The organism is Actinospica durhamensis (assembly GCF_018139695.1).
GTDB classification, from domain to species: Bacteria; Actinomycetota; Actinomycetes; order Streptomycetales; family Catenulisporaceae; genus Actinospica; species Actinospica durhamensis.
Genome location: NZ_JAGSOG010000009.1, coordinates 40,626 through 64,830, shown reverse-complemented (window position 1 = coordinate 64,830; position 24,205 = coordinate 40,626). Strand labels below are relative to the sequence as shown.

The 24,205-nt window shown below is 71.9% G+C and carries 21 protein-coding genes; 3 read left to right on the top strand and 18 right to left on the bottom strand.

Annotation, left to right across the window (positions count from 1 at the left end; translation table 11 throughout):
* Nucleotides 1-35: 35 nt before the first annotated feature.
* From KDL01_RS03615 to KDL01_RS03590, 6 genes are all read right to left on the bottom strand, one after another.
* Complete coding sequence (locus tag KDL01_RS03615) at nucleotides 36-920, bottom strand: glycosyltransferase family 2 protein (protein WP_368861508.1); 885 nt, start codon at nucleotides 918-920, stop codon at nucleotides 36-38.
* 17 nt (nucleotides 921-937) lie between these two features.
* A complete protein-coding gene (locus tag KDL01_RS03610; RefSeq protein ID WP_212526858.1) occupies nucleotides 938-1,705 on the bottom strand; it encodes a CDP-alcohol phosphatidyltransferase family protein in 768 nt (255 codons plus the stop codon).
* Nucleotides 1,683-2,753, bottom strand: a complete 1,071-nt coding sequence (locus KDL01_RS03605) for an iron-containing alcohol dehydrogenase family protein (RefSeq protein WP_212526857.1) — start codon at nucleotides 2,751-2,753, stop codon at nucleotides 1,683-1,685. Before KDL01_RS03605 ends, KDL01_RS03610 begins: the two co-directional genes overlap by 23 nt.
* A complete protein-coding gene (locus KDL01_RS03600; RefSeq protein WP_212526856.1) occupies nucleotides 2,753-3,532 on the bottom strand; it encodes a phosphocholine cytidylyltransferase family protein in 780 nt (259 codons plus the stop codon). The genes KDL01_RS03605 and KDL01_RS03600 overlap by 1 nt, the downstream gene beginning before the upstream one ends.
* Nucleotides 3,533-3,626: 94 nt before the next feature.
* Nucleotides 3,627-4,613, bottom strand: a complete 987-nt coding sequence (gene galE, locus KDL01_RS03595) for a UDP-glucose 4-epimerase GalE (RefSeq protein ID WP_212526855.1) — start codon at nucleotides 4,611-4,613, stop codon at nucleotides 3,627-3,629.
* A 204-nt stretch (nucleotides 4,614-4,817) separates the two neighbouring features.
* Nucleotides 4,818-6,515 (bottom strand): DUF5941 domain-containing protein, encoded by a 1,698-nt coding sequence (locus KDL01_RS03590; RefSeq protein WP_212526854.1) that lies wholly within the window; start codon nucleotides 6,513-6,515, stop codon nucleotides 4,818-4,820.
* A gap of 195 nt (nucleotides 6,516-6,710) precedes the next feature.
* Here KDL01_RS03590 and KDL01_RS03585 point away from each other — a divergent pair, with 195 nt between their 5' ends.
* Both KDL01_RS03585 and KDL01_RS03580 read left to right on the top strand, forming a co-directional pair.
* Nucleotides 6,711-9,587, top strand: coding sequence for a bifunctional glycosyltransferase/CDP-glycerol:glycerophosphate glycerophosphotransferase (locus KDL01_RS03585; RefSeq protein ID WP_212526853.1), 2,877 nt, complete (start codon nucleotides 6,711-6,713; stop codon nucleotides 9,585-9,587).
* Nucleotides 9,587-10,834 (top strand): glycosyltransferase, encoded by a 1,248-nt coding sequence (locus KDL01_RS03580; RefSeq protein WP_212526852.1) that lies wholly within the window; start codon nucleotides 9,587-9,589, stop codon nucleotides 10,832-10,834. Before KDL01_RS03585 ends, KDL01_RS03580 begins: the two co-directional genes overlap by 1 nt.
* Nucleotides 10,835-10,870: 36 nt before the next feature.
* On the opposite strand, the gene KDL01_RS03575 is transcribed toward KDL01_RS03580, so the two are convergent.
* The 12 genes from KDL01_RS03575 to KDL01_RS03520 form a co-directional block, all read right to left on the bottom strand.
* Entirely contained in the window at nucleotides 10,871-12,325 is a 1,455-nt protein-coding gene (locus tag KDL01_RS03575) for a sensor histidine kinase (protein ID WP_212526851.1), read from the bottom strand.
* A complete protein-coding gene (locus KDL01_RS03570; protein ID WP_212526873.1) occupies nucleotides 12,322-13,020 on the bottom strand; it encodes a response regulator transcription factor in 699 nt (232 codons plus the stop codon). Before KDL01_RS03570 ends, KDL01_RS03575 begins: the two co-directional genes overlap by 4 nt.
* 136 nt (nucleotides 13,021-13,156) lie before the next feature.
* Complete coding sequence (locus KDL01_RS03565) at nucleotides 13,157-13,771, bottom strand: hypothetical protein (RefSeq protein ID WP_212526850.1); 615 nt, start codon at nucleotides 13,769-13,771, stop codon at nucleotides 13,157-13,159.
* Nucleotides 13,772-13,819: 48 nt separating this feature from the next.
* Entirely contained in the window at nucleotides 13,820-14,419 is a 600-nt protein-coding gene (locus tag KDL01_RS03560) for a DUF5666 domain-containing protein (RefSeq protein ID WP_212526849.1), read from the bottom strand.
* Between the two features lie 34 nt (nucleotides 14,420-14,453).
* Nucleotides 14,454-15,683: an ABC transporter permease gene (locus tag KDL01_RS03555; RefSeq protein WP_212526848.1), complete on the bottom strand. Its 1,230-nt coding sequence runs from the start codon at nucleotides 15,681-15,683 to the stop codon at nucleotides 14,454-14,456.
* A gap of 1 nt (nucleotide 15,684) precedes the next feature.
* Nucleotides 15,685-16,554, bottom strand: coding sequence for an ABC transporter ATP-binding protein (locus tag KDL01_RS03550; protein ID WP_212526847.1), 870 nt, complete (start codon nucleotides 16,552-16,554; stop codon nucleotides 15,685-15,687).
* Entirely contained in the window at nucleotides 16,551-17,960 is a 1,410-nt protein-coding gene (locus KDL01_RS03545) for an efflux RND transporter periplasmic adaptor subunit (RefSeq protein ID WP_212526846.1), read from the bottom strand. Before KDL01_RS03545 ends, KDL01_RS03550 begins: the two co-directional genes overlap by 4 nt.
* 371 nt (nucleotides 17,961-18,331) lie before the next feature.
* On the bottom strand, nucleotides 18,332-19,450 hold the full coding sequence (gene cds1, locus KDL01_RS03540; RefSeq protein ID WP_212526845.1) for an L-cysteine desulfhydrase Cds1: 1,119 nt from the start codon (nucleotides 19,448-19,450) through the stop codon (nucleotides 18,332-18,334).
* Nucleotides 19,451-19,483: 33 nt separating this feature from the next.
* On the bottom strand, nucleotides 19,484-19,765 hold the full coding sequence (locus tag KDL01_RS03535) for a hypothetical protein (RefSeq protein WP_212526844.1): 282 nt from the start codon (nucleotides 19,763-19,765) through the stop codon (nucleotides 19,484-19,486).
* Nucleotides 19,766-19,769: 4 nt separating this feature from the next.
* Nucleotides 19,770-20,408, bottom strand: a complete 639-nt coding sequence (locus tag KDL01_RS03530) for a hypothetical protein (RefSeq protein ID WP_212526843.1) — start codon at nucleotides 20,406-20,408, stop codon at nucleotides 19,770-19,772.
* An 8-nt stretch (nucleotides 20,409-20,416) separates the two neighbouring features.
* Nucleotides 20,417-20,842, bottom strand: coding sequence for a hypothetical protein (locus KDL01_RS03525; protein ID WP_212526842.1), 426 nt, complete (start codon nucleotides 20,840-20,842; stop codon nucleotides 20,417-20,419).
* Between the two features lie 135 nt (nucleotides 20,843-20,977).
* Nucleotides 20,978-21,718, bottom strand: a complete 741-nt coding sequence (locus KDL01_RS03520; protein ID WP_212526841.1) for a hypothetical protein — start codon at nucleotides 21,716-21,718, stop codon at nucleotides 20,978-20,980.
* A gap of 145 nt (nucleotides 21,719-21,863) precedes the next feature.
* Between KDL01_RS03520 and KDL01_RS03515 the strand changes: the two genes are divergently transcribed.
* Nucleotides 21,864-24,155 (top strand): FdhF/YdeP family oxidoreductase, encoded by a 2,292-nt coding sequence (locus KDL01_RS03515; RefSeq protein WP_212526840.1) that lies wholly within the window; start codon nucleotides 21,864-21,866, stop codon nucleotides 24,153-24,155.
* Nucleotides 24,156-24,205: the final 50 nt, after the last annotated feature.

The following is a 24,205-nucleotide window of genomic DNA, read 5'->3' as shown; positions in this document are numbered from 1 at the left end:
GACACGCTCTGCTGCGGTGGCCCTGACCAGGCCTGCTAGATCACGGGGGGGCGGCCCAGCCTGGTCATCCGCCACACCGTACTCCAGCTCATCGGCCGCCTGGGACCGCACGGGGTGCGCCATCCGGCCGCGAAACCCCGCAGCCAGACCCGCAGGGAGTCCCGGTTCCTGGTGCGAGCGAAGGTTAACGCCGCCCAGACTCCGAGGTACGCGGGGATGAGCACCCCAGGGAGATTACGCCGGGCGAGCCAAACTCGGTTGCGTGCCACGTTGTAGGCGTAGGTCGCGTGGCGGCTCGGGGCCGCCTTGGGGTGCAGCAGGGTGAGGTCGGCCCGGTACTCGATGGACCAGCCGGCGTCCAGCGCGCGCCAGGCCTGATCGGTCTCCTCGTGGCAGTAGAACCAGTCGTCCGGCAGGCCGCCGACCTGGTCGATCACGGCGGTGCGGATGGCGCTGGCGCCGCCCAGGAAGGTGGTGACCTTGCTGGAGCGGTTGGGGTCGCCCACGCGTACGCGCGGGACGTGGCGGCGCTGTACCTCGCCGCTGACCGGGTCGCAGATCCGGAAGGAGACGATGCCAAGGCGCGGGTCGGCCTCGAAGGCGGCGCGGATGCGCTCGGCGGCCTCGGGGCCGTCCAGCTTGCCGTCGTCGTCGAGTACCAGCACGGCCTCGGGGCGCTGTTCCGGCGGCAGGGCGCGCAGCAGGTCGAAGCCGCGGTTGCGTCCGCCGGGGATGCCGAGGTTCTCCGGCAGGTCGAGGGTGCGCACCTGCTCGAGTCCGGGCAGCTGCGAGGCCTTGATGCCGTTGCCGACCACGACCACGTCGATCGGGTCGCCCTGCTGCTCGGCCACCGAGCGCAGCAGGTCCCGCAGTTCGGCGGGGCGGGTGCCCATGGTCAGGATGACCGCGCCGAGGCGCATGGTGCCCATTTCCGCTCCTACGACTTGAGCCGGCTCGAGAGCACGATGGAGACGAAGTGCAGCACGACCATGACGGCCGCGATGACGAACAGCACGACCACGGCGGCGCGGGTGAACGGCTGCCCGTGCGTGAACAGGTCGGCGATCCCGGCGAGGAGCACCAGCAGCGAGGACTCGATGCCGACGATGAGCCGGTGGATCTTGAAGATCTGGGCGAGCGAGCGCAGCTTGGCGGCTCCGGCGGCCCGCGGGGTGACCGAGCCCTCGGTGGCGGCGGCCAGGCCGGCCCGGGCGCGGGCGACGTCGACCAGGTCGCTCTCGGACTTGATCAGCAGCACGCACACCGCGGTGGCCAGGCCGAGCACGGCCCAGCCGTCGGCGTGCAGGTGCGAGGCGCGGAAGCCGAGGCCGACCAGGAACGCGGCCTCGGCCATGTAGGCGCCGATGCGGTCGAGGTAGACCCCGACGATCGAGGTCTGCCGGCGCCAGCGGGCAAGCTCGCCGTCCACGCAGTCGAGCAGCAGGTAGAGCTGGACGAACAGGGCGCCGAGGATCGCTCCGGTGATGCCGGGGACCAGCAGCGCGGGGCCGGCCAGCACGCCGGCCACGATCATCAGGTAGGTGTAGCCGTTCGCGGTGATGGGCGAGTTGACCAGCACGCGGGTGGTGCGCAGGGAGATCCTGCGCATGTACAGCCGGCCGGCCCAGTGCTCGCCGTTGCGGCGCTGCATCTTCTCCGGCGGCTGGACGACCGCGCGTAGCTCATCGAGCGTAGGTAGCGACATAGTCCTTCACCGCGTCATGGATCTCGCCACGGCTGAGATCCAGATGTTCCAGGATGGTGAACCTACCTGGTCTTGTATGCGGCGCGAAGGTTACCGCTTCCACGAACTGATCGATACCAAGACCTAGATCGCCCGGAGTGACCGGGAGTTCATGCCGCGTCAAGGTCTCGGCCATCTCGGCGGCGCGGTCACGGTCCCCGCGCAGGTGGGTGGCGAAGACGGCGCCCACGCCGCACTGCTCGCCGTGCTGGGCCGCGAGCTTCGGGTAGAGCTGGTTGATCGCGTGATTGATCTCGTGGCACGCGCCGGAACCGGGGCGGCTGGTGCCGGCCACGGTCATGGCCTGACCGGAGAGCACGAGCGCGTCGGCGAGCACGGCCAGGAAGTGTTCGTCCGCGACGGTGCCGGGATGGCGCAGCACGGCCTCGGCGGCGGTGCGGGCCATGGCGGCGGCCAGACCGTCCACCGGCTCGCCGGTCTCCCGGTGCGAGAGCTCCCAGTCGGCCAGCGCGGAGATGTTGGACAGCGCCTCGCCGATGCCGGCCCGCACGTAGCGCACCGGCGCCTCGCGCACCAGGTCGAGGTCGATGACCACGCCGATCGGGCTGGGCACGCCGTAGGAGCCGGTGCCCGCGTCGTTCTCCAGGGTGGCGACCGGGGAGCAGATGCCGTCGTGGGCGAGGTTGGTGGCCACGGCGACCAGCGGCATGCCGAGGCGGGCCGCGGCGTACTTGGCGGCGTCGATGACCTTGCCGCCGCCGATGGCCACGAGGGTGTCGAAGGCGGTGCCCGCGGCCCGGATCCGGTCGGCGAGGTCGACCGCGGAGTCCAGGCTGGCCCGGCTGACGGTGAACCAGCCGGCGTCCGCGGGCAGGTCGGCGCTCAGCCGCTCGCGCAGGGTCAGGCCGGAGCCCTCGCTGATGGCGATGGCGAGCTTGCCGGAGCCGGAGATGCGCTGGTCGGCCAGGATCGCGGGCAGTTCGGTGGCGACCCCGGGGCCGATCCGGACCGCGGCGGGCGCCTGGATCAGCCGGCTCAGGACGGCCATCAGGCGCCCGGGGCGGGGGCGGGTTCGGCGCCGCGCCCGGCCACGATGGCGCGGGCCTTGGCCAGGTCGTCGTGGTTGTCGATCTCGACCCAGGAGACCTCGCCGATGGGGGCGACGTCGACCCGGAAGCCGCGCTCGACCAGCTCCTGGTAGCCGTCCTCGTAGTACAGCTGCGGGTCGCGCTCGAAGGTGGCGCGCAGCGCGTCGGCCAGCGGCTCGGCGGCCTCCGGCTCGATCAGCGTGACGCCGATGTACTCGCCGGTGGCCGTGGCCGGGTCCATCAGCTTGGTGATGCGCCGGACCCCGTCCTCGGCCGAGGAGATCACCTTCATCTCCTCGTCCGCCAGCGACTTGGCGGTGTCGAGGGCGAGCAGGATGCGCGCGCCGGGCACGGCCTCGCGGGCGGCGAGCAGGGTGCGCTCGACCGAGACCGGGTGGACGGTGTCGCCGTTGGCCAGGATGACGCCCTGCTTGAGCAGGTCGCGGGCGCACCAGAGCGAGTAGGCGTTGTTCCACTCCTCGGCCTTGTCGTTGTGCACCAGCTCGATCCGCAGGCCGTAGCGGGCCTCGAGCTCGGCGTGACGCGCGTGCACGGCCTCGGCCCGGTAGCCGACGACGATCGCGGCCTCGGTCAGGCCCACCTCGGCGAAGTTGGCCAGGGTGAGGTCGAGCACGGTCAGGCCGCGGTCCTCGTCCACCGGCACCAGGGCCTTGGGCAGCGTGTCGGTGTAAGGGCGCAGGCGACGGCCGGCGCCGGCGGCGAGGATCAGTCCGATCATGCCCGACAGCTTATCGGCATAACCGTTTGGCAGCCGAAAAGACCGCCTGCGTTCGCCTCCCGCTCGGCTCGGCCGAAGCCGTCGGCAGCGGCCCTCAGCCGCCGTGGCGCAGTCGCCAGCCGGCCCAGGCGGAGGAGATCATCTCGGCCAGGTCGCGTTGGGCGCTCCAGCCGAGCTCCGCGCGGGCCAGGTCGGCGGAGGCGACGAGGCGGGCCGGGTCGCCGGGGCGGCGCGGGACGATGACCGGGGGCAGGTCGATGCCGGTGTGGTCGAGGATGGTCGTGATGACCTCCTTGACCGAGGCGCCGGTGCCGGTGCCGAGGTTGAGCGTCAGCGCGGTCCCGGGGTCGCGCACGAGCCGCAGCGCAGCCGCGACGTGGGCCTCGGCGAGGTCGGCGACGTGGATGTAGTCGCGCACGCAGGTGCCGTCGGGCGAGGCGTAGTCGTCGCCGAAGATCAGCGGGTGCTGCCCGGCCTCGAGCTTCTCGAAGACCATCGGGATCAGGTTCAGCGCTACCGGGTCGCCGAGTTCGGGGGCGCCGGCGCCGGCCACGTTGAAGTAGCGCAGGTTGGCATAGCCGAAGTCCTGGCCGGCCAGCTGCCGGGCGCGCGCGACGCCCTTGATCATCCACTCGCCGACGAGCTTGGTCTCGCCGTAGGGGGACGCCGGGGTGCACTCGGTCTGCTCGGTGACGAGGTCCACGTCCACCTCGCCGTAGACGGCGGCGGAGGAGGAGAAGACGAACTTGTCCACGCCCTCGGCCACGGCCACGTCAAGCAGCGTGCGCAGGCCCTCGAGGTTCTCCTCGTAGTACCAGGTGGGGCGCTCGACCGACTCGCCCACGCGCTTCTTGGCGGCGATGTGGATCACTCCGCCGACGTGGTGGGTGCGGATGAGCTGCTCGACCACGGCGCGATCGTGCACCTTGGCGATCTCGACCGGGACGCCGTCGGGCAGCCGGTCCTTGGCGCCGGTGGACAGGTCGTCGACCACGACGACCCCCTCGCCGGCGGCGAGCAGGGCCCGGGTCACGTGCGATCCGATATATCCGGCACCGCCGGTAACAAGCCACGTCGTCATGTCTACGACCTTACTGGGAGGGCGGCGCGCGTCGGCGTCCGCTGCGTCACGCTTGCGCTACAGATTCTAACAAAAACAAACATGATCGAGCATGCTCGCGCATGGCGAAACGCGGCGCGCGCGAGTCGGGGCAGCGCGGCATGAAGCGGCACGAAGCGGCACGAGGCAGAGCGCGAACGACCGGCGACGGACGGCGGGCGCAGCTCAGTCCGGCAGCACCGGCGCGGCGGGGCGGGTCCAGAACCGGACCGACTCCCCCACGGCGACGACGGCGAGGTAGGCGGTGAGCACCCAGACCGCGGCGCTCAGGGCGTCGCCGCGGCTGAGCGCGGTGCCGAGCACGACCACGAGCACCGAGCGGCCGAGGTTGCCGCCGAGGGCGACGGCCAGCCAGCGCGGCACCATGCCGGCGCCGGCCCGCAGCCGGTAGACGACGTCGTAGTGGTGGTAGATCACCACGGCCAGCAGCGCGAAGGAGGCCGGGCCGAGCAGGCGGTCGCCGACGATCAGGCCGAGCACGACGCCGTAGGCCACGAGCTGGATCACCGGCGGGGTGAGCCAGCCGAGCCGGGCGGTGAACGGCTCGCGCGCGGTGGCCTTGATCGCGAGCGGCAGATCGCACATCGCGCGCAGGGCGTCGATGGCCGGGTCGGAGCGGCGCTCGGTGGCCCGCAGCGAACGCAGGACCCTGCCGAGGGTGGTGTATATCGCCGCGAACAGTCCCCAGATCAGCAGCGTCACGAACACGACGCGGGGCGTGGTCAGCGCGGTCAGCAGCGCGATCAGGGCCCAGCGCTCGCCGATCGGCAGGATGACCACCTTGCGCGCCCAGTAACCCGCGCTCCGGCCGCCCGCGGCGGTCGTGGCGGGTGCGGGTGCGGGTGCGGGCGCCTCGGTGCCCGGCTGCGGGCGCAGCGACTCGTGGTAGGCGAAGTCGATGTGGTGGCGCAGGGTCTGGAGCACCATGGCCGCGGCGGCCAGCAGCCACACGCCGTGGTCCCCGCCGTGGCGGGCGGCACCGAACGCGAGCCCGGCGTAGACGGCGTACTCCTTGGCCCGGTCGAAGGTGGCGTCGAGCCAGGAGCCGATCCGGGAGAAGCGCAGCGCGTAGCGGGCCAGCTGGCCGTCGGTGCAGTCGAGGGCGAAGGAGAAGTAGAGCGCGAAGGCGGTGCAGATGTAGCCGGCCCGGGTCCCGGTGGCCGCGGCCGCCGCGCCGGCCAGCGCGATCAGCAGCGAGAGCGTGGTGACCAGGTTGGGGCTCCACCCGTGCCGGGCGCACCAGCGGGCCAGGTACCGGGTCCAGGGGGAGACGAGGAACGTGGTGAAAAGGCCGTCGTCGCTCTTGACCGCGCGGCGCAGCCGGATCGCCTCGTCGTCCACGGAGTCGATCTGGGCGTAGAGGTCCTTGCGGGCCGAGAGCGGCGCGTCCACCAGACGCATGATCAGGCCGTCCGGCAGCACGGTCTGATGCACCGGCACGCCGTCGGCCGCCAGGCGCGCGGCGAACTCGTCGGCCAGCAGCGGCCGCGGCGCGGTCAGCCGGGCGGCCGGCGAGACGCCCTCGACCCGATGTCCCGTCAGGTCCGGCATGCCGCGCAGTTCCGCGGCCAGGTGCTCGCGGGCCGCGCCGGAGACGACGAGCACCCCGGGGGCGTGCGCGGCCTCCCAGCGCGGGTCGAGCAGGGCCAGGCGCAGCGCGTGCGCGTGCGCGGCCAGGCGGGGGTCCACCAGGGCGATCCGGCCGCCGGCCGAGGCGCTGGCCACGGCTCTCGCGGTGGCGGCGGGGCCGTCGGCGGTGATCACGGTGACACCGAGGCGGGCGAGAGCAGAGCGCAGCAGGCCGTCGCCGTCCACGGGTTGAGGGCCGGTGAGCACGGCTGTGGGTGCTGCTGCGGTGCGCAATGCACATCTCCTAGCGCGTCAATCCGTCGTTCAACTATGGTTCACGAACCAGCGTGTCCGCTCGGATCCCCGGGTATCGGCAGCAACCGTAGTACGCGGCGATGATCGGATACCATCCCTGCGTAGGCCGGATGGGGAGACGGACACGATATGTGGCAGTCCCATGGCGACCGACAGCGCGCAAGTGAGGAAGTCTTGCCCGAGCACAACGAGCGAAGGACGCCGGACGTCTCCGTCGTCATCATCGGGTACAACGACGCGGCCCGGCTGCCGACCGCGGTGCGTTCGGTGCTCGACCAGACGCTGCACAACGTCGAGGTGGTCGTCGTCGACGACCACTCCTCCGACGACACGCCCAAGGTGGCCGCGCATCTGGCCGCGCAGGACCCGCGGGTGAGCTACCACCGGCTCGAGGAGAACAGCGGGGGTTGCTCCAAGCCGCGCAACACCGGCATCGACCACGCCCGCGGCCGCTACGTGATGTTCCTCGACTCCGACGACGTGCTCGACCGGCACGCCTGTCTGAACATGCTTCAGGCGGCCGAGGAGAACGACGCGGACCTCGTCTCCGGCGTCTGCATCCGGCGCCACGTGAACCGCTCCGGGCGGGTGGAGGACGTGCCGTGGTGGCCCGAGCTCTACACCGAGCGCCGGGTGCTCGAGTCCGTGGCCGATCTGCCCGACCTGTTGCGCGACACGCTCTCGACGAACAAGTGCTACCGCCGCGAGTTCCTCAACGCGCACCGGATCCGCTTCCCCGAGGGCTTCCACTGGGAGGACCTGCTCTTCTCCGCCACCGCGTACCTCAACGCGCGGCGGATCGTGCTGATCCCGAACCCGGTGTACTACTGGGAGGTGATGGTCAGGGCCGCGGCCAAGTCCATCTCCAACCAGCGTTCGAATATCAGGAACGTGCGTGACCGGATCGGCATCCACCGCCGGGTGGACGCGGAGCTCGACCGGTTCCCGGACGAGGTGGGCCGGGCCGAGATCCGGCTGGCCAAGGCGGTCAAGTTCCTCGAGCACGACCTCGTGCTCTACCTGCGCGAGCTGCCGTATCAGGCGCCGGAGTACATCGAGGAGTGCCGGACGCTGTTCCGGGACTACCTGGCCACTCTCCCGCTGGAGCAGGCCTTCGCGCTGTGCCCGCACCGGGTCGCGGTGGCCGGGGCGTACCTGCTGCTGCGCGAGGACTGGCCGAACCTCGTCACGATCAGCGAGAACCTGCTCGACCGCACCCGGGTGACCACGGACCTGGTGGAGCGCGACGGCCGGGTGTACTGGTGCGACGACGGGTACCTGCAGGACGAGCTCGGCCGGATCGCGCTGGACGTGACCGAGGCCGGCTACCACCAGCGCTCGCTGGCCGAGTCCAACCTGGCCACCCGGCTGACCGGGCTCGAGGTGGTCTCGGCCGGACGCAAGAGCGGGAAGATCCGCCTGAGCGGCGAGACGGTCAACCCGCTGGGCAAGGTGCCCTCGGACGCGGCCCTGAGCGCCCAGCTGGAGTTCCGGCCGGGCCAGCGCGCGGTGCGCCAGTACCGGGTGAAGGTGGCCGAGGTGCGCCACGAGGGCAGCCGGATCCGATGGACCGGCGAGGTGGACGTGAGCCGCGTGGTGCGGCCGCTGGGCGTGCTCGACCCGATGTTCGAGGTCCGCTTCCGGCTCAAGGCCGGGGATCTGGGCACGATGGCCACCCGGGTCACCGCGATCGAACTGCCGCCGGGCGCGGCCGATCTCGAACTGCCGGCCAGGCCGCTGCTGACGAAGCTGGTCGGGGACCGCTGGGTGGTGCGGATCAACCACCGCGGTGTGCTGACCCTGCAGATCGCCGCGCGCAACGCGGTGGCCCGGAAGGTCAACGCCGCCTTCGAGGCCAACGCGACCGGCACCGGCGGCGGCCGGGTGCTGCGGGTGGTGCGCAAGGTGATGCGGGCCGCGCAGAAGGCGAACCGGCTCCAGGTCAAGCGCAGGGGTCTGAAGCTGTTCAGCCGGCTGCCGGTCAAGCGCGGCTCCGTGGTGTTCGAGTCGCACATGGGCCTGTCCTACAGCGACAGCCCCAAGTACATCTACGAGGCGTTGCGCCGGCACAAGTACGCGGGCCGGATGTACTGGTCGTACGAGGAGAACACCAACGGCTTCCCCAAGGACGCGGCGCTGGTCAAGCGGCTGTCCTGGGGGTATGTCTGGGCACTGGCCCGGGCCGAGTTCTGGGTGGACAACCAGGGCTTCCCGCGCTGGATCAACAAGCGCAAGCAGACCACGTACATCCAGACCTGGCACGGCACCGCCCTCAAGACCATGGGCGTCAACACCCCGCAGGTGCGCGCGATGCTCACCGACCAGCGCAATGAGCTGATTCGCGCGGTCAATCGGTTCGACGCGTTCCTGGTGCGCTCGGAGTACGACGTGCGGACCCTGGTGGAGGCGTTCGAGATGCGGGCCGAGCCGCTGCGCACCGGCTATCCGCGCAACGACATCCTGCTGGCCCCGGACGTGGCCGAGCACTCGGCCGCGCTGCGCGCCCGCTTCGGCTTCCCGACCGATCGCACGGTGCTGCTGTACGCGCCGACCTTCCGGCAGGGCAGCGGGAATTTCGAGCCGGGCTTCTCCTTCGAGGAGTTCGCCCGCGAGTTCGGCGACACCCACCTGCTGCTGGTGCGGGCGCACTACCTCAACACGGTCTCGGTCCCGGCCTCGGCCCGCGGCGCGGTCCAGGACGTCTCGAAGTATCCGGACGTCAGCGAGCTCTTCCTGGCCGCGGACGCGCTGATCACGGACTTCTCCTCGGTGATCTTCGACTACTCGCTGCTGGACCGCCCGATCCTGTTCTTCGCGGCCGACGAGGCCGGCTACTCCCGCGACCGGGGCACCTACTTCGACCTCGCGGCCGAGGCGCCGGGGCCCTACACCACGGACGTGGGCGCCTTCTTCAAGGAGATCAGGACCCTCACGGCCGAGGACCGCTACGCCGAGGCCAGGCGCGCCTTCGCGCAGCGGTACGGCGAATACGAGCACGGCGACGCGGCGGAGCAGGTCTACCGGCGCTTCTTCGCGAAGGGCGGGAAGTGATGACGGTGAGCACCGGCGCGGAGGTGACGGCGGCCGCGAGCACGCGGGCGCAGACCCCGCGCGACGTGGTGATCGTGGCCAACAACATCGACGAGGCGGGCGGCGCGCAGCGCTGGGCCAGATCGATGGGCGAGATCCTGAGCGCGCGGGGCCACCGGGTGCACCTGGTGGGCGTGGCCGGGGTGGCCAAGGCGCACGACTACGCGGGCGAGTACGGCGGCCCGCTGCCGTATCAGAGCACGGTGCTGCACCCGCGCCCGCTGCACGCCGTCGCCGCCCCGACGCTGCCGCAGCGGGTCGCCCACCCGGGCGTGAGCGTGCGCCGGTCCCAGTGGAACCGGCTGCAGCGCCACGGCGCGGCGGCCCTGTCGCGGATACTCGCGCCGCTTGACCCGCGCAACGCGGTCGTGGTGTGCGTGCAGGTGTTCGCGATGGAGTGGCTCGCGCAGGCGGACACCCGCGGCATCCCGGTGATCGGGATGAGCCACGAGTCCTACGCCGCGTCGATGAGCTCCTCGCGCGGGCGCCGGGTGCAGAAGCTCTACCGGAACCTGCCCCGGTTCGTCGCGCTGACCGGCCGGGACGCGGTCGACTGGACCATCTCGGGCAAGATGAACAACGTCACCTCGATGCCCAACCCGCTGCCGCTGCCGCCCGAAGGCGGCGCCGACCCGGCCGCGCACACCTGTGTGGCACTCGGCCGGCTGAGCCAGGAGAAGGGCTACGACCTGCTGCTCGAGGCCTGGGCGCGGGCGGTGGCGGCGCGGCCGGAGACGGACTGGCGGCTGCGGCTCTACGGCGACGGCCCGGACCGCGCGAAGCTGCAGGCGCAGGCGGCCCGGCTGGGCGTGGCCGATTCCGTGGTCTTCGAGGGCGCCACCGACCAGGTGCGCGAGGCGCTGCTCGGCGGCTCGCTGTTCCTGAGCGCCTCGCGGGCCGAGGGCTTCCCGATGACCCTGCTCGAGGCGCTGGCCTGCGGCCTGCCGTGCATCGCGTTCGACTGCGCGCCCGGCGTGCACGAGATCCTGCGCGGCGAGGAGGCCGGCGGCGACGGCACGACCACGGTCAACGGCGTGCTCGTCACGCCGGGCAACACCGAGGCCTTCGGGCTCCAGCTCGGCCGGCTGATGCAGGACGAGGCGCTGCGCCGGGAGATGGCCGCGGCCGCGCCCGGTTCGGTGGCCCGCTACTCCCCCACGGTCATCGGCGAGCGCTGGGACCGGCTGTTCGACCTGGTCCAGCGGTAGTCGGCAGGCGGCAGCCGGAGCCGGGGCGCGGCGGCCTCAGTACCGCGCCGTGGCCACCATCGGCAGCGCCAGGGTGAACACGGCGCCGGGGCCGGGTACGGCGTTGCCCGCGGTGACCGAGCCGCCGTGCGATTCGGCGACCTGCGCCACGATGGCAAGGCCGAGGCCGGATCCTGGCCGGTCGCGCATCGCGGCGGCGCGGTAGAAGCGGTCGAAGACGTGCGGGAGGTCCTCCGGGCTGATGCCGGGGCCGTGGTCGCGCACGGTCAGGCTGCCCTCGGCTCCCAGCGCCAGTTCGACCACGCCCTCGCCGCCGGAGAACTTCGCGGCGTTGTTCACCAGGTTGCCCACCGCGCGCTCGAGCCGGTCGGCCGCCGCCAGCACGGTGCACGTGCGCAGGTCGAGCCGGAAGTCCGTCTTGGGCCAGTGCACCTCGGCCCGCGCCACCACCCGGCGCACCAGTTCGTCCCAGCGCACGTAGGCCAGCGCGGGCTCGCGCTCCTCGCCCCGGGCCAGCTCCATCGTGTCGGCCACCAGGCCGGTCAGCTCGTCGATACCGCCGAGCAGCGAGTCGATGACGCGCTTGCGGTCGAGTTCGTCGAGGCGGTCGAACTTGTCGAGCACCTCCGCGTTCATCCGCAGCGAGGTCAGCGGGGTGCGCAGCTCGTGCGAGGCGTCCGCGACCAGCTGCCGCTGCCGGACCGTGGCGTCCTGGACCGCGGCCAGCATCGCGTTGAAGCTGCTGGCCAGCCGGCCCACCTCGTCCCGGTCGGCCCGGGTGCCCAGGTCGATGCCGCGGGTCAGGTCGCGCGGCTCGGCCGCGATCCGCTCGGCCGCCTCGGTCAGCCGCGCCACCGGGCGCAGCGCGGTACGGGTGACCCACCAGCCGAGCACGGCCGAGAGCGCGATGCCGCCGATGCCGGCGAGGCCGAGCTCGAGGCCTATCTCGTCGAGTTCCGAGTCCAGCTGCGTCATCGGCAGCGCGACCTGCAGGGCCTCGCCCTGGGTGAGCTGGACCGTGTAGAGCATCAGGTCGGTGCCCTGCACGTTGATGTCGCGGTAGCTCGCCTCCTGCCCGCCCGACGCGATCTCGCGGTCGAGGCCGGAGACCGGCAGCTCCAGCTGGCCTGAGGTCGAGGCCACCGGGAGCTGGCCGGTGTGCCCGTCGCTGTAGACGAGCTGGGTGTCGGTGACCGAGTCGCCGAAGACGCGCTGGTAGTTGGTCCAGTGCCGGGTCGGCTCGGTGCCGGTTTCGGCCAGCACGCTGGAGTGGCGCACGTAGGCGGAGATGTTGCCGGCCTGCTTGGCCAGCTGGTCGTCGAGGTTGCCGAGCAGCTCGGAGCGCAGCGCCACGTACGCGAAGGCCACGCCGAAGCCGATGCCCACGGACACCGCGACCGTGGCGGCCAGGGTGATCCGGGTCCGCAGTGTGCCCTTGGTCCAGCGGTTCCACAGCCCCCACCGGGCCCGCTTCGGCAGCCGCAGCCTCACGAAGGTGTCCGGAGCGTGTAACCCACACCGCGCACGGTGTGGATCACCCGCGGCGCACCCCCCGGTTCGGTCTTGCGGCGCAGGACGGAGATGAACACCTCCATCGAGTTGGACCCGGGCACCCCGTCGTAGCCCCAGACCCGGTCCCGGATCAGCTCACGGGTGACCACCCGGCCGGCGTTGCGCAGCAGCAGCTCGAGCAGGTCGAATTCGATCTTGGTCAGGTCCTCGGTGTGGCCGGCCCGCCGCAGCTGCCGGGCGCCGAGGTCGAGCACCAGGTCGCCGCAGCTGAGCAGGCCGGGGTCGGCCGGCGGCTCGGCGGTGGCCCGGCGCAGCAGCGCGTTGATCCGCGCCACCAGCTCGGCCAGCGCGAAGGGCTTGACCAGGTAGTCGTCCGCGCCCGCGTTCAGACCCATCACCCGGTCCTGCACCGCGTCGCGCGCGGTGAGCATGAGCACCGGGGTACGGTCGTTCGCCGCGCGCAGGGCACGGGCCACGCCGAGGCCGTCGAGCCCGGGCATGGACACGTCCAGCACGATCAGGTCGGGCGGACTCTGGCTGACCGCGTGGAGCGCCTGCTGCCCGTCCGCCGCGAGGCTGATTCCGTAGCCCTCGAGCTTGAGCGCGCGCCCCAGGGCCTCGCGCACGTCGCTGTCGTCCTCGACGATCAGTAGTTCCGCAGCATCCGTCGCCATCACGGAACCAGTCTGGACGAACCGCCCAAAAGACTGCTGAGAACAATGTCACGGAATGGACTCGGCAGCGCGCCCCCGGGGCCGGTGTGGCGGCCGGAACCGGGGGCGCGGGGTCGTGACGGGGCTGCGTCCGAGCTCAGCCGGAGGTCGCCGACGCGGTGGGCGTACCCGTGGGGATCAACGCCTTGCACACCGAGAGTGCCTGGGCCACCTTCGGGTCCGCGGTGCTCAGCCCTTCGAGGTAGCGCGCGTCGCCCGAAGCCGAGGCGAGATCGGTGGGCCGGGTGGTCGGCAACGCCTCGCCCTGCTGGCTCATGCAGTTGCGGAACGCGGCCAGCCGGGTGCCGCCCGCGGCACCGTTGCCGCCGCCGAAACCGCCGAAGCCGCCGGTCGGCCGGTCCGAGGCACAGGCCTGCATGGCCGCGGCCATGCTCGGGTCGGCCGAGGCGAAGCCGCCCCCGCCGAACCCGCCGCCGAAGCCGCCGGAGGGCCGGTCGGTGGGCCTGGCGGTGAATCCGCCCGCGCCCGCGCTGCGCCGGCCGAAGCCGCCGTAGCCGCCGCTGGGCAGCTTCACTCCGTGCTCGGACAGGCAGGACTCGTACGCGGAGTACGCCGAGTTCCCGCTGCTGCTCGTGCTCCCGGCGCTCGCCGCGGTGCTCGAGCCCGAGTTCGAGGCGCAGCCCGCGATCAGGCCGACCGCTGCCGTGCCGGCCGCGACCGATACCAGTGTGCTGACGTAGATCCGCTTCATCGTCTTCCCCGCCTACGTATGGGTTCGTGTCAGTTCGGGACGGTTCGGTTAGTTGGTCGCCGCCGTGATGGAGGTGGCGGTCACGTCGCCGCTGGAGTCGGCGCTGCCGGCGATGGTCACCGTCTGGCCGGGCTTGAGCTGGCTGAGCGTTCCACTCGAGGAGATCGACACGGTGGTCGTCCCCGAGGTCTTCACGGTGTAGACGGTGCCGTTGGTGGCCGTGACGTAGAGGGTGTCGCCGCTCACCACCGTGACGGTGCCGCTGATCGAGCTGCCGCCGGCCCCGCCGCCGAACCCGCTGCCACCGCCGAAGCCGCCGGTGCCGGTACCGGTGCGCCCGGCACCGCCGGTACCCGTGCCGCGGGTGAAGGTGGAGGCGAAGGACGCGGCCCGCGCGGCCGTGCCGCCCGAGGAGGTGCCGTAGTGCTTCTGGGCCAGCGTCCCGCCGATGAACCCGGCCGCGACCAGGATCGCGCCGCCGAGCACGAGGGTGACCCTGGGCAGCTTGGCCCGCACGGGCCTGGCCGCGAGCTCCTCGGCGAGGTGGTCGGCCTGCGGCGGGATCGCCAGCAGTTCCTCGGCCGACATCTCCGCCGTCTCCGCCGTCTCGGTCCGGCTGTGCGGCTCGGCCGCGGGAGCCTGGGACATGGGGTCCTCCTTGGCAGTCTTCTGTGACGCGCTCCTACTCATGGCGCAGCGCCTCGATCGGGTGCAGTTTCGCCGCCCGGTTGGCCGGCAGGGAACCGAAGACCAGGCCGATCACCGCGGACACGCCGAAGGCCAGCGCGATCGAAGCGGGGACGAGCACGGGCTTGATGCCGTCGATGGTGAAGCGGGAGCCGATGATGCCCACGAGCACCCCCAACGCACCGCCGATCACGGACAGGAACACGGCCTCGATCAGGAACTGGCCGAGGATCGCCCCCTTGGGCGCGCCCAGCGCCTTGCGGATGCCGATCTCCCGGGTCCGCTCGGTCACCGTGACCAGCATGATGTTGGTGACGCCGATTCCGCCGACCAGCAGCGAGATCGCGGCCACCGCGGCCAGCAGCACGGTGAAGGTCTGGGTGGTGGACTGCGCCGTGGACAGCAGCGAGGCCTCGTTGGTCACCGTGAACTGCTCGGTGGAGGCGGTCTCGTGCAGGTAGGCCAGCAGCAGGTTGGTGACCTCGGCCTGGGCCGCGCCGGTGGCGCCGGAAGTGGTGGCCTGCACCGCGATCTCGCTGAGCGAGCCGAAGCCGGTGAGGCTGTCCTGCACGGTGCTCAGCGGGGCGATGGCCACGTCGTCCGGGTCGTTGAAGGTGCTGCCGCCGCCCTTGCTCGCCAGCACGCCGACCACGGTGTAGGGCACGTCGTTCATCTGGATCGTCTGCCCGATCGGGTCGATCGAGCCGAACAGGTCGGTCACCACGGTCTGCCCGATCACCACGACCTTGTTCGCGTGGTCGACGTCGTCGGTGGAGAACGACGTCCCCTGCGACACCACGTCGTTGGAGATGGGCAGGTAGGCCGGGTAGCTGCCGACCACCTGGGAGATGGTGGTGGAGGCGCCCTGGTAGGTGGCGGTGACCGAGGTGGAGGCCACCGGCGCGACCACGGCCACGTCCGGGTCCTGATCCGAGGTGGCCAGGTCCTGGGCGATGGCCGGGGTCAGGTTCGCGGTCGAACTCTGGTTCCCGCCGCGGGTGGAGGCGGCCCGGCCGACCGCGCCGGACTGGTGCGTGACCAGCAGCAGGTTGGAGCCGAGGCTGTTGATCCTGGCCTGCACCGCGGCCCCGGAGCCCTGGCCCACCGCGATCAGCAGGATTACGGCGCCGACGCCGATCAGGATGCCGAGGGTGGTCAGTCCCGAGCGCAGCTTGTTCGCGCGCAGCCCGCGCAGCGCGAACCGGAAGACCTCGCGTACGCGCATGTCAGACCCCTGTTCCCGGCTGGGTCTGCGCCAGCGGCGCCCGCGCCTTGGGATAGTGGTTCGACTCGGCCGCGCCCAGCTTGGGCGGCAGGCCCTCGACCGGACTGAGCCTGCGGTCCTCCACGATCCGCCCGTCCACCAGGCGCACGAAGCGCTTGGCGTGCTCGGCGATGTCCTCTTCGTGGGTGATCACCACGATGGTGCGCCCGAGCGCGTTGAGCCGGTCGAACAGGCTCATCACCTCGTAGCTCGAGTGCGTGTCGAGGTTTCCGGTGGGCTCGTCGGCCAGGATCAGCGAGGGCGCGTTCACCAGGGCCCTGGCCACTGCGACCCGCTGCTGCTGGCCGCCGGAGAGCTGGTTGGGCAGGTGCTCGACCCGGTCGGAAAGGCCGACCAGCTCGAGCGCCGCGAGAGCGCGGCGGCGCCGCTCGGGCCCGCGCACCCCGCCGTAGACCAGCGGCAGCTCCACGTTCTCGAACGCGGAGGTGCGCGGCAGCAGGTTGAAGGACTGGAAGACGAAGCCGATCTTGCGGTTGCGCACCAGGGAGAGCTGCGTCTCGTCCAGGCTGCCGATGTCGATGCCGTCGAGCCGGTAGTGGCCGGTGGTGGGCACGTCGAGGCAGCCGATGATGTTCATCATCGTCGACTTGCCGGAGCCGGAGGATCCCATGATGGCCACGTAGTCGCCGTGCGGGATGTCGAGGTCGACCCCGCGCAGCGCGTGCACGGCCGCGTCCCCGATGCCGTAGACCTTGGTCAGAGCGCTGATGTGGACGGCGCTGGCCCGTTCGGCCGCGCCGCCCGGGCGCTGGTTCGCCGGGCCCGAGCCGCCGCGCGAGCGCGCCGCCGGGACCGTGCCGCGCCGGCTCATCCCTGGCCGCCCGCGAACGCGCCGGTCCCGCCGAAGCCGCCGGTGCCGGTCCCGATGCCGCCGAAGCCGCGGCCGGTGGTGGAGGAGCCGGAGGTGGAGCTGATGGTCAGCATGACCTGCTGGCCCTGGGTCAGACCGGTCTTGATCTCGGTGTCGGTGGTGCCGACCACGCCGGTGGTGACCTTGGTCAGCGTGTCCTTGCCGGCCGTGACCACGGTCACGTAGGAGTTGGAGCCGGTGGTGGTGATGGCCGAGCTCGGCACGTACAGCGCGTTGCTGGCCTCGCCGGTGGTGATCAGGATCGAGGCGGACTGCCCGGGCCGCACGCCGGCCGGCGCGTCACCGGTCAGGTTCAGCGTGACGGCGTACTCCACCACGTTGGACACGACCGTGGAGGTCGGGGAGATGGTCGCCACGGTGGCCCCGAGCGGGCTGCTGCTGTTGGCGTTGAGCGTGATCGTGGCGTCCTGGCCGACCTTGATCGAGTCGATGTCGGTCTCCGAGACGTCCGCGGTGATCTGCAGCTGCGAGACGTCGGCCATCGTGATGAAGGCGCTGGAGCTGGAGCTGGAGGAGCTCGAGCTCGACCCGGTGCTGCTCGAACCGGTGCTGCTGGAGCCTGATCCGGAGGAGGTGCTGGCCGCGCCGGTGGTGGACGAGCCCGCGCTCACCTGGCTGCCGACCTGGCCGGCCACGGTCAGGATCGTGCCGGCCGACGGCGCGGTGATGGTGGTGCCGTCCACCTCGGTCTGCGCGGTGTTGACCGAGGCCTGGGCCTGGGTGACCGACTCCTGGTCCTGCGCGAGCGTGCCCGGGTCGACGTAGTTGCTCAGCGCCTGCTGGTCCCGGGCGCTTTGCAACTGGTCTTCCGCGTTGCTCAGGGAGTTCTTGTCCTGCTGGATCTGAGCGGTCGTGGACTTGCTGTCGGACTCCGCGCTGTCAAGGTTCTGCTGCGCGGTGTTCACCGCGTTCTCATCCGAGGTGAGCTGGTCGTTGTTGACGGCCTGCTGCTGGGCGCTGGGCCCGTCCTGGGCCTTGGCCAGGTTGTCCTGGGCCACCGTCAGCTGCTCCTTGGCCTCGGTGAGGGCGAGGTTGGCGGCGGTGGGATCGACGGTGGCGAGCACCTGGCCGGCCTTGACGGTCTGACCGACGGTCACATCGACCGCGGTGACCTTGCCGGAGGCGCCGAAGGCGAGCGAGGACTGCGCGGCCAGGGCGAGGTTGCCCGAGGCGGAGACCTGCGCGAGCACGGTGCCCCGCGACACCGTGGCCATGCGGGTGAACGAACTCGCGGAGGCCGTGGTGTCCGACCCCACTTCGAGATACGCGGCGACTCCGGCGCCGACGAGGACGACGGCCAGGCCCGAGTTCAGCGCCGCGCGGCGCGAGGACCGAAAGTACTTCATGGCCGGGAGTCTCAAAGTTAAGGCTGAAACCAAGGTGAAGCCAATCGCGTTCTCAGCGTAACTTCAGTGAACTGTTACCGCGCCCCTACAATTGCCCGAAACGGTGACGGAAAAGGATCGCGCGGCGATCACCGGTATTCGTCGGCGCACGGCCGGAAATCCGGGAGGACCAGCGCCGCGACGAGCGGCTCGCATCTCGCCGGATGCCTTTGCCCACGGCGCGGATCGGCCGCGCCGATGTAACTTTTCAAAGCCCTCGTGGGACCGTCTGATGACCTGATCCGACACCGTGTCGGTTTTGTCCGCGGGGGCCTCGCGCACCCGGATGCGCGGCGAGGCGGCCGGACGCCGCCGGAGGGCCGGCCGGGTTATCAGCCCTGGAAGACGCCGGTGGCCAGGAAGTTCTCGATCACGGCCTGATGCGGCCGCAGGTCGAGACCCTGCTCGGCCAGCCAGGCGTCGTCGTTGTAGGTGTGCGCGTACCGCTCGGCGCCGTCGCACAGCAGGCTCACCACGGAACCGCGCTGCCCGGCCGCGCGCAGCTCGGAGATGATCTGGAACGCGCCCCACAGGTTGGTGCCGGTGGAGCCGCCGGCGTGGTGTCCGGTGTGCGCGGCCAGCCAGCGCGCCGCCGCGATGGAGGCGGCGTCGGGCACCCGGATCATCCGGTCCACCACCTCGGGCATGAACGAGCGCTCCACCCGCGGCCGCCCGATGCCCTCGATCCGGGAGCCGAGCCCGGTGGCGTACTCGGGGTCGCGGGTGGCCCAGCCCTCGAAGAAGGCCGAGTTCTCCGGGTCCACCACGCACAGCCGGGTCGCGTAGCGCTGGTAGCGGATGTAGCGGCCGATGGTGGCGCTGGTGCCGCCGGTGCCCGCGCCGACCACGACCCAGCACGGCACCGGGTGGTGCTCGCGGGCCATCTGCCCGAAGATCGACTCGGCGATGTTGTTGTTGCCGCGCCAGTCGGTGGCCCGCTCGGCGTAGGTGAACTGGTCCATGAAGTGCCCGCCGGTCTCGGCCGCGAGCCGCCGGGACTCGGCCACCACCGTGGTCGGGTCGTCCACCAGGTGGCAGCGGCCGCCGTAGAACTCGATCAGGGCGCACTTCTCCCTGCTGGTGTTCGCCGGCATGACCGCGACGAAGGGCAGGTCGAGCATCCGGGCGAAGTAGGCCTCGGATACGGCGGTGGAGCCGGAGGAGGCCTCGATCACCGGCCGGCCCTCGCGGATCCAGCCGTTGCACAGCGCGTAGAGGAACAGCGAGCGGGCCAGCCGGTGCTTGAGCGAGCCGGTGGGGTGGGTGGACTCGTCCTTGAGATAGAGGTCCACGCCCCACTCCCGGGGCAGCGGGATCGGGATCAGGTGCGTGTCGGCGGAGCGGTTGCGGTCGGCCTCGACCCGCTCGATCGCCTCGTGGATCCAGCCTCGTCCGGCCTGGCAGGCGGAGTCGGTGCGGTCTGCGTCGAAACGGTCCCCGGCGGCGTTCATCCGACGCACCCTCCACCTTGTGGCTACACGGCTTTATGCACCGTCATTCCCCCGACGGTACCGTGCCTGCCACGCCGCGGACGAGGCGGTGTAGCCCAGCAGCGCCGCGACGGCCACCGCGAGCACGGCCGCGCCCGCGCTCACGTCGACGCGGGTGGCCGCGGTCCAGGCCGCGCCGCGCCGCTGGTCGTCGGCGCCGTGGTAGCCGAGCACGAAGGGCGCGGCGATCAGCCAGCCGCCGAGCAGCACGAGCAGGCCGAGGCCGAGCAGCGCCGCGACCGGCGCGGCGGGCCTGTGGGTGGGCTGGGAGGGCACGGCGTCAGTCCTTCTCACGGTCGGTGCCAAGGCCTTCGCCCCGGTCCCTGGCCCGCAGGTCCGCGGCCAGCGCGGCCACCAGCGGGGTCAGCAGGTCGCGCAGGGCGCCGCTGGGGTCGAGCGGGGGGGTCGGCGCGGCGGGTCGCGGCTCGGGCTCCGGCTCGTACTCGGGCTCGGGTTCCGGCTCCTGCTCGAGCAGGTGCAGCAGGATCGGGGTGGCGACGCGCTCGGACAGGTCCAGGTCGTCGTCCTCGTCGAACTCGTCGTCGGCCGACGGCAGGTACCCGGATCCGAGTGCGAACGAGGACGCCGCGGGCCGCGCCCGGAGCCGGCGCACCAGCGCCAGGCCGAACAGACCCGACGTCAGCAGGCCGACGCCCACCACGGCGGCGCCGGTGGCGAGGTCGAGCACGGCGCTGCGCGGCAGGCTCGCGGCGCCGTGCCGGTAGTCGAAGGCGAACGGCGCGAGCAGCAGGAAGGCGCCCACCAGCGCACACAGCACGCCGGAGACCAGGCCGAGGTAGGGGCCGACGAACGGCGCGGGCTCGTCGCAGCCGGGCAGCAGCGCGCCGTAGGGCGGCGCGGCCACGGCGCCGACCCGGTACAGATAGTCGTCGGCCTCTGGCCGCACTCTCTCGCTCATGGTCACGCTCATCCCATCGCCCCCAGGTAGTCGTAGGTGAGGGCACGCACGAGGCTGCTGAGCGCGGCCGGCCGCAGCACCTGGACCGCGGCCCGCCTGGCCCGCTCGGTCAGCCCCGTCCACACCAGCGGCCCCGCACCCTCCCGCTGCACCGGCGGCACCAGTCTCGAGGCCGCGTCGGCCAGCGCCGGGAAGGCCGCGGGGTCGTGTTCGAGCTGATCGGCCATCACCGCGAGCAGCACGCCGATCAGCGCGTACTCCACGTCCTGGGCCAGCGGCTGCGCCGACACGGGCGCGTCCGTGGACGCGGACCCGGCTCGTTCCCCCCGGTCGCGCACGGAGAAAGCCGTCAGCGCGCCGGCCGCGATCAGCGGGACGGCGGCGACGAAGGCCGCGTAGTCGCGGTGGATGAGCGACTCCATGCCGTTGCTCATGACCGACCATGCTGCCAGTCCGGAGGCGGCATATCAGTGATCATCATCACAACGGGCGACGCGGACCACCCGATCCGGTGAACACGCCGATGGACCGACGGACGGACCTCGGACCAGGCCCCGCCCGTCGGCGCCCTACAGCCCGAGGGGCAGAGACGAGGTGAGCGAGCCCAGCGGGGTGAGCGAGGTGAGGCCGGAGAGCGAGGAGAGCCCGGGCACGGCGAGGTCTGACTGGCCGTCGCCCGAGCCGCCGAGCAGCTGGCCGACCACCGGCACCGAGCCGAGCAGGCCGGTGACCTCGCCGGTGCCGGGGGCGGCGAGCGAGCCGACGGCGGAGGTGGCGTCGGACGGGGTGGCCGAGCGGGTCTGCCGGTGCTTGCCGGTGTACCCGTCGGTCAGGGCGCTCAGGCCCTGCTGGATCGGGCGGATCGCGTCGAGACCGGTGCTCGGCGCGTCCTGGGCGCTCTGCGCCGGCTGCGTCGTCTGCGGCTGCGGCGGCTGGGTCGACTCGGGCGCGGGCGCGGCCGGGGCGGACTGCGGGGCCGGCGCGCCGGGGCCGACGGTCCCGGCCGCCGGGATCGTGCTCTGCGTGGTGCGCGCCGCGGCGGCGCTGAGCGAGTCGGCGGCGGTCAGCGGAGCGGCGGCGAGCGAGGCGGGGTCGGTGGAGGTGGAATCCGTGCTGAGGGCGACCGGGGTGGCCAGGCCGGAGAGCTGGATCGCCGCGTTGCCGCTCGGGACGGAGCCCGCGGTCAGCACGGCGGTGGCCGGGTCGAGCGCGGCCGCGGTCAGGCCCACCCCGGTCAGCGTCGCACCGACGGCGAGGGCGCCGAGGGCCGTCTTGCGTCCGGTGGTGCGGGTCTTGGCATGCGAGCCCATGACGCTTCCCTTTCTGAAAGCTGCTGGCGGATGAAGCACCGCCTCCATTGCAGGGGAGCGACACGCCGGACGAAGGCTAATCCTGACCGAATCACCCGAAGGTATGAACATGGCATCGGGGGGAAGCGGAGCTAGAGTCTCTGTCATGTCGAAGCCACCTGCCCAGGATCCGGACGAGGCCGACCTGGCCATCGCCAAGCACAAGACCTGGGCGGTCGGAGCCCCGGCCGTCGTCCACGCGCTGCAGATCGCGCAGCAGCAGATGGGTGTGCGCCGCAGTGCGCTCACGCTGCTGAAGGTGAACCAGAAGGACGGCTTCGACTGTCCCGGCTGCGCCTGGCCGGAGGGCACCGAGCGCAGCCATTTCGAATTCTGTGAGAACGGCGCGAAGGCGGTGGCCGAGGAGGCGACGCTGCGCCGGGTGACGCCGGAGTTCTTCGCCGAGCACGCGGTGGACGAGCTGGCCGGGCGCACCGACTACTGGCTGGGCCAGCAGGGCCGGCTCACCGAGCCGGTGTACAAGGCCCCCGGCGAGCAGCACTACCGCCCCGTCAGCTGGGACGACGCCTTCCGCCTGGTCGCCGAGGAGCTGAAGGCGGGCGCCCCGGACGAGGCCGTGTTCTACACCTCGGGCCGCACCTCCAACGAGGCCGCGTTCCTCTACCAGCTGCTGGTGCGCCGGCTGGGCACGAACAACCTGCCGGACTGCTCGAACATGTGCCACGAGTCGAGCGGTTCGGCCCTGGTGGAGACCCTGGGCGTGGGCAAGGGCTCGGTCTCGCTGTCCGACCTGTACAAGGCCGACCTGATCCTGGTGGTGGGGCAGAACCCGGGCACCAACCACCCGCGCATGCTCACCGCGCTGGAGAAGGCCAAGAAGGCCGGCGCGGCCATCGTCGCGGTCAACCCGCTGCCCGAGGCCGGCCTGATCCGGTTCAAGAACCCGCAGACCCCGGCCGGCGTGCTCGGTTCCGGCACCCCGCTCGCGGACGACTTCCTGCAGATACGCCTGAACGGCGACCTGGCCCTGTTCCGCGGGGTCAACCGGCTGCTGCTGGAGGCCGAGGACGCCGCGCCGGGCACGGTGCTCGACCGGGAGTTCATCGACCGGTACACGCACGGGTTCGGCCAGTTCGCCGAGGACGTCCGGGCGACCTCCTGGGACGACGTGCTCGCCGCCACCGGCCTGGAGCGGGCGCAGATCGAGGCGCTGGCCGAGCGGGTGCGCCGGTCGGAGCGGATCATCGTGTGCTGGGCGATGGGCCTGACCCAGCACAAGAACTCGGTGCCCACGATCCGCGAGGTCGTCAACTTCCTGCTGCTGCGGGGCAACGTGGGCCGGGCGGGCGCGGGCGTGTGCCCGGTGCGCGGGCACTCGAACGTGCAGGGCGACCGCACCATGGGCATCTACGAGAAGCCGGGCACCGCCTTCCTGGACGCGCTGGGCGCCGAGTTCTCCTTCGAGCCGCCGCGCGAGCACGGCTACGACACGGTCGAGGCGATCCGGGCGATGCGCGACGGCGGGGTCCGGGTGTTCCTGGCGCTGGGCGGCAACTTCGTCGCGGCCACGCCGGACACGGCCGTGACCGAGGCGGCGCTGCGCCGGTGCCGGCTGACCGTGCAGGTCTCCACCAAGCTCAACCGCTCGCACGCGGTGACCGGCGAGGCGGCGCTGATCCTGCCCTGCCTCGGCCGCACCGAGCGCGACGAGCAGGCCGGGGCCGAGCAGTTCGTCACGGTCGAGGACTCGATGTCGATGGTGCACAGGTCGCGCGGGCGGCTGCGCCCGGCCTCGGCGCACCTGCGCAGCGAGGTGGCCGTGGTGGCCGGGATCGGGGCCGCGCTGTTCGGCGCCGGAGACCTGGTCGACTGGCCCGCGCTGACCGGGAACTACGACCTGATCCGGGACCACATCCAGCGCGTGATACCGGGATTCGACGACTTCAACCGGCGGGTGCGCGAGCCCGACGGCTTCCAGCTGCCGCACGGCCCGCGCGATTCGCGCACCTTCCCGACCGCCACCGGCAAGGCCAACTTCACCGTCAACGACCTCGCGGTGCTGCGCGTGCCGGCCGGGGCGCTGCTGCTGCAGACGGTCCGTTCGCACGACCAGTACAACACGACCATCTACGGACTCGACGACCGGTATCGCGGTGTGCACCAGGGCCGCCGGGTGGTGTTCGTGCACCCCGAGGACATCGCCGAGCTCGGATTGACGGACGCTCAGATGGTCGACCTGGTCTCGGAGTGGTCCGACGGGGTGGCCCGGCGGGCCGAGGCCTTCCGGATCGTCAGCTACCCGACCGCGCGCGGCTGCGCGGCCGCGTACTTCCCGGAGACGAACGTGCTGGTCCCGCTGGATTCCACGGCCGATACCTCGAACACGCCCACCTCCAAGTCGATCGTGGTGCGACTTGAGCCGACCCGAACGGCGTAGTAGACGGTCCATCACATTATCTAACTGATCATAGGTAGATAAGCTGACGG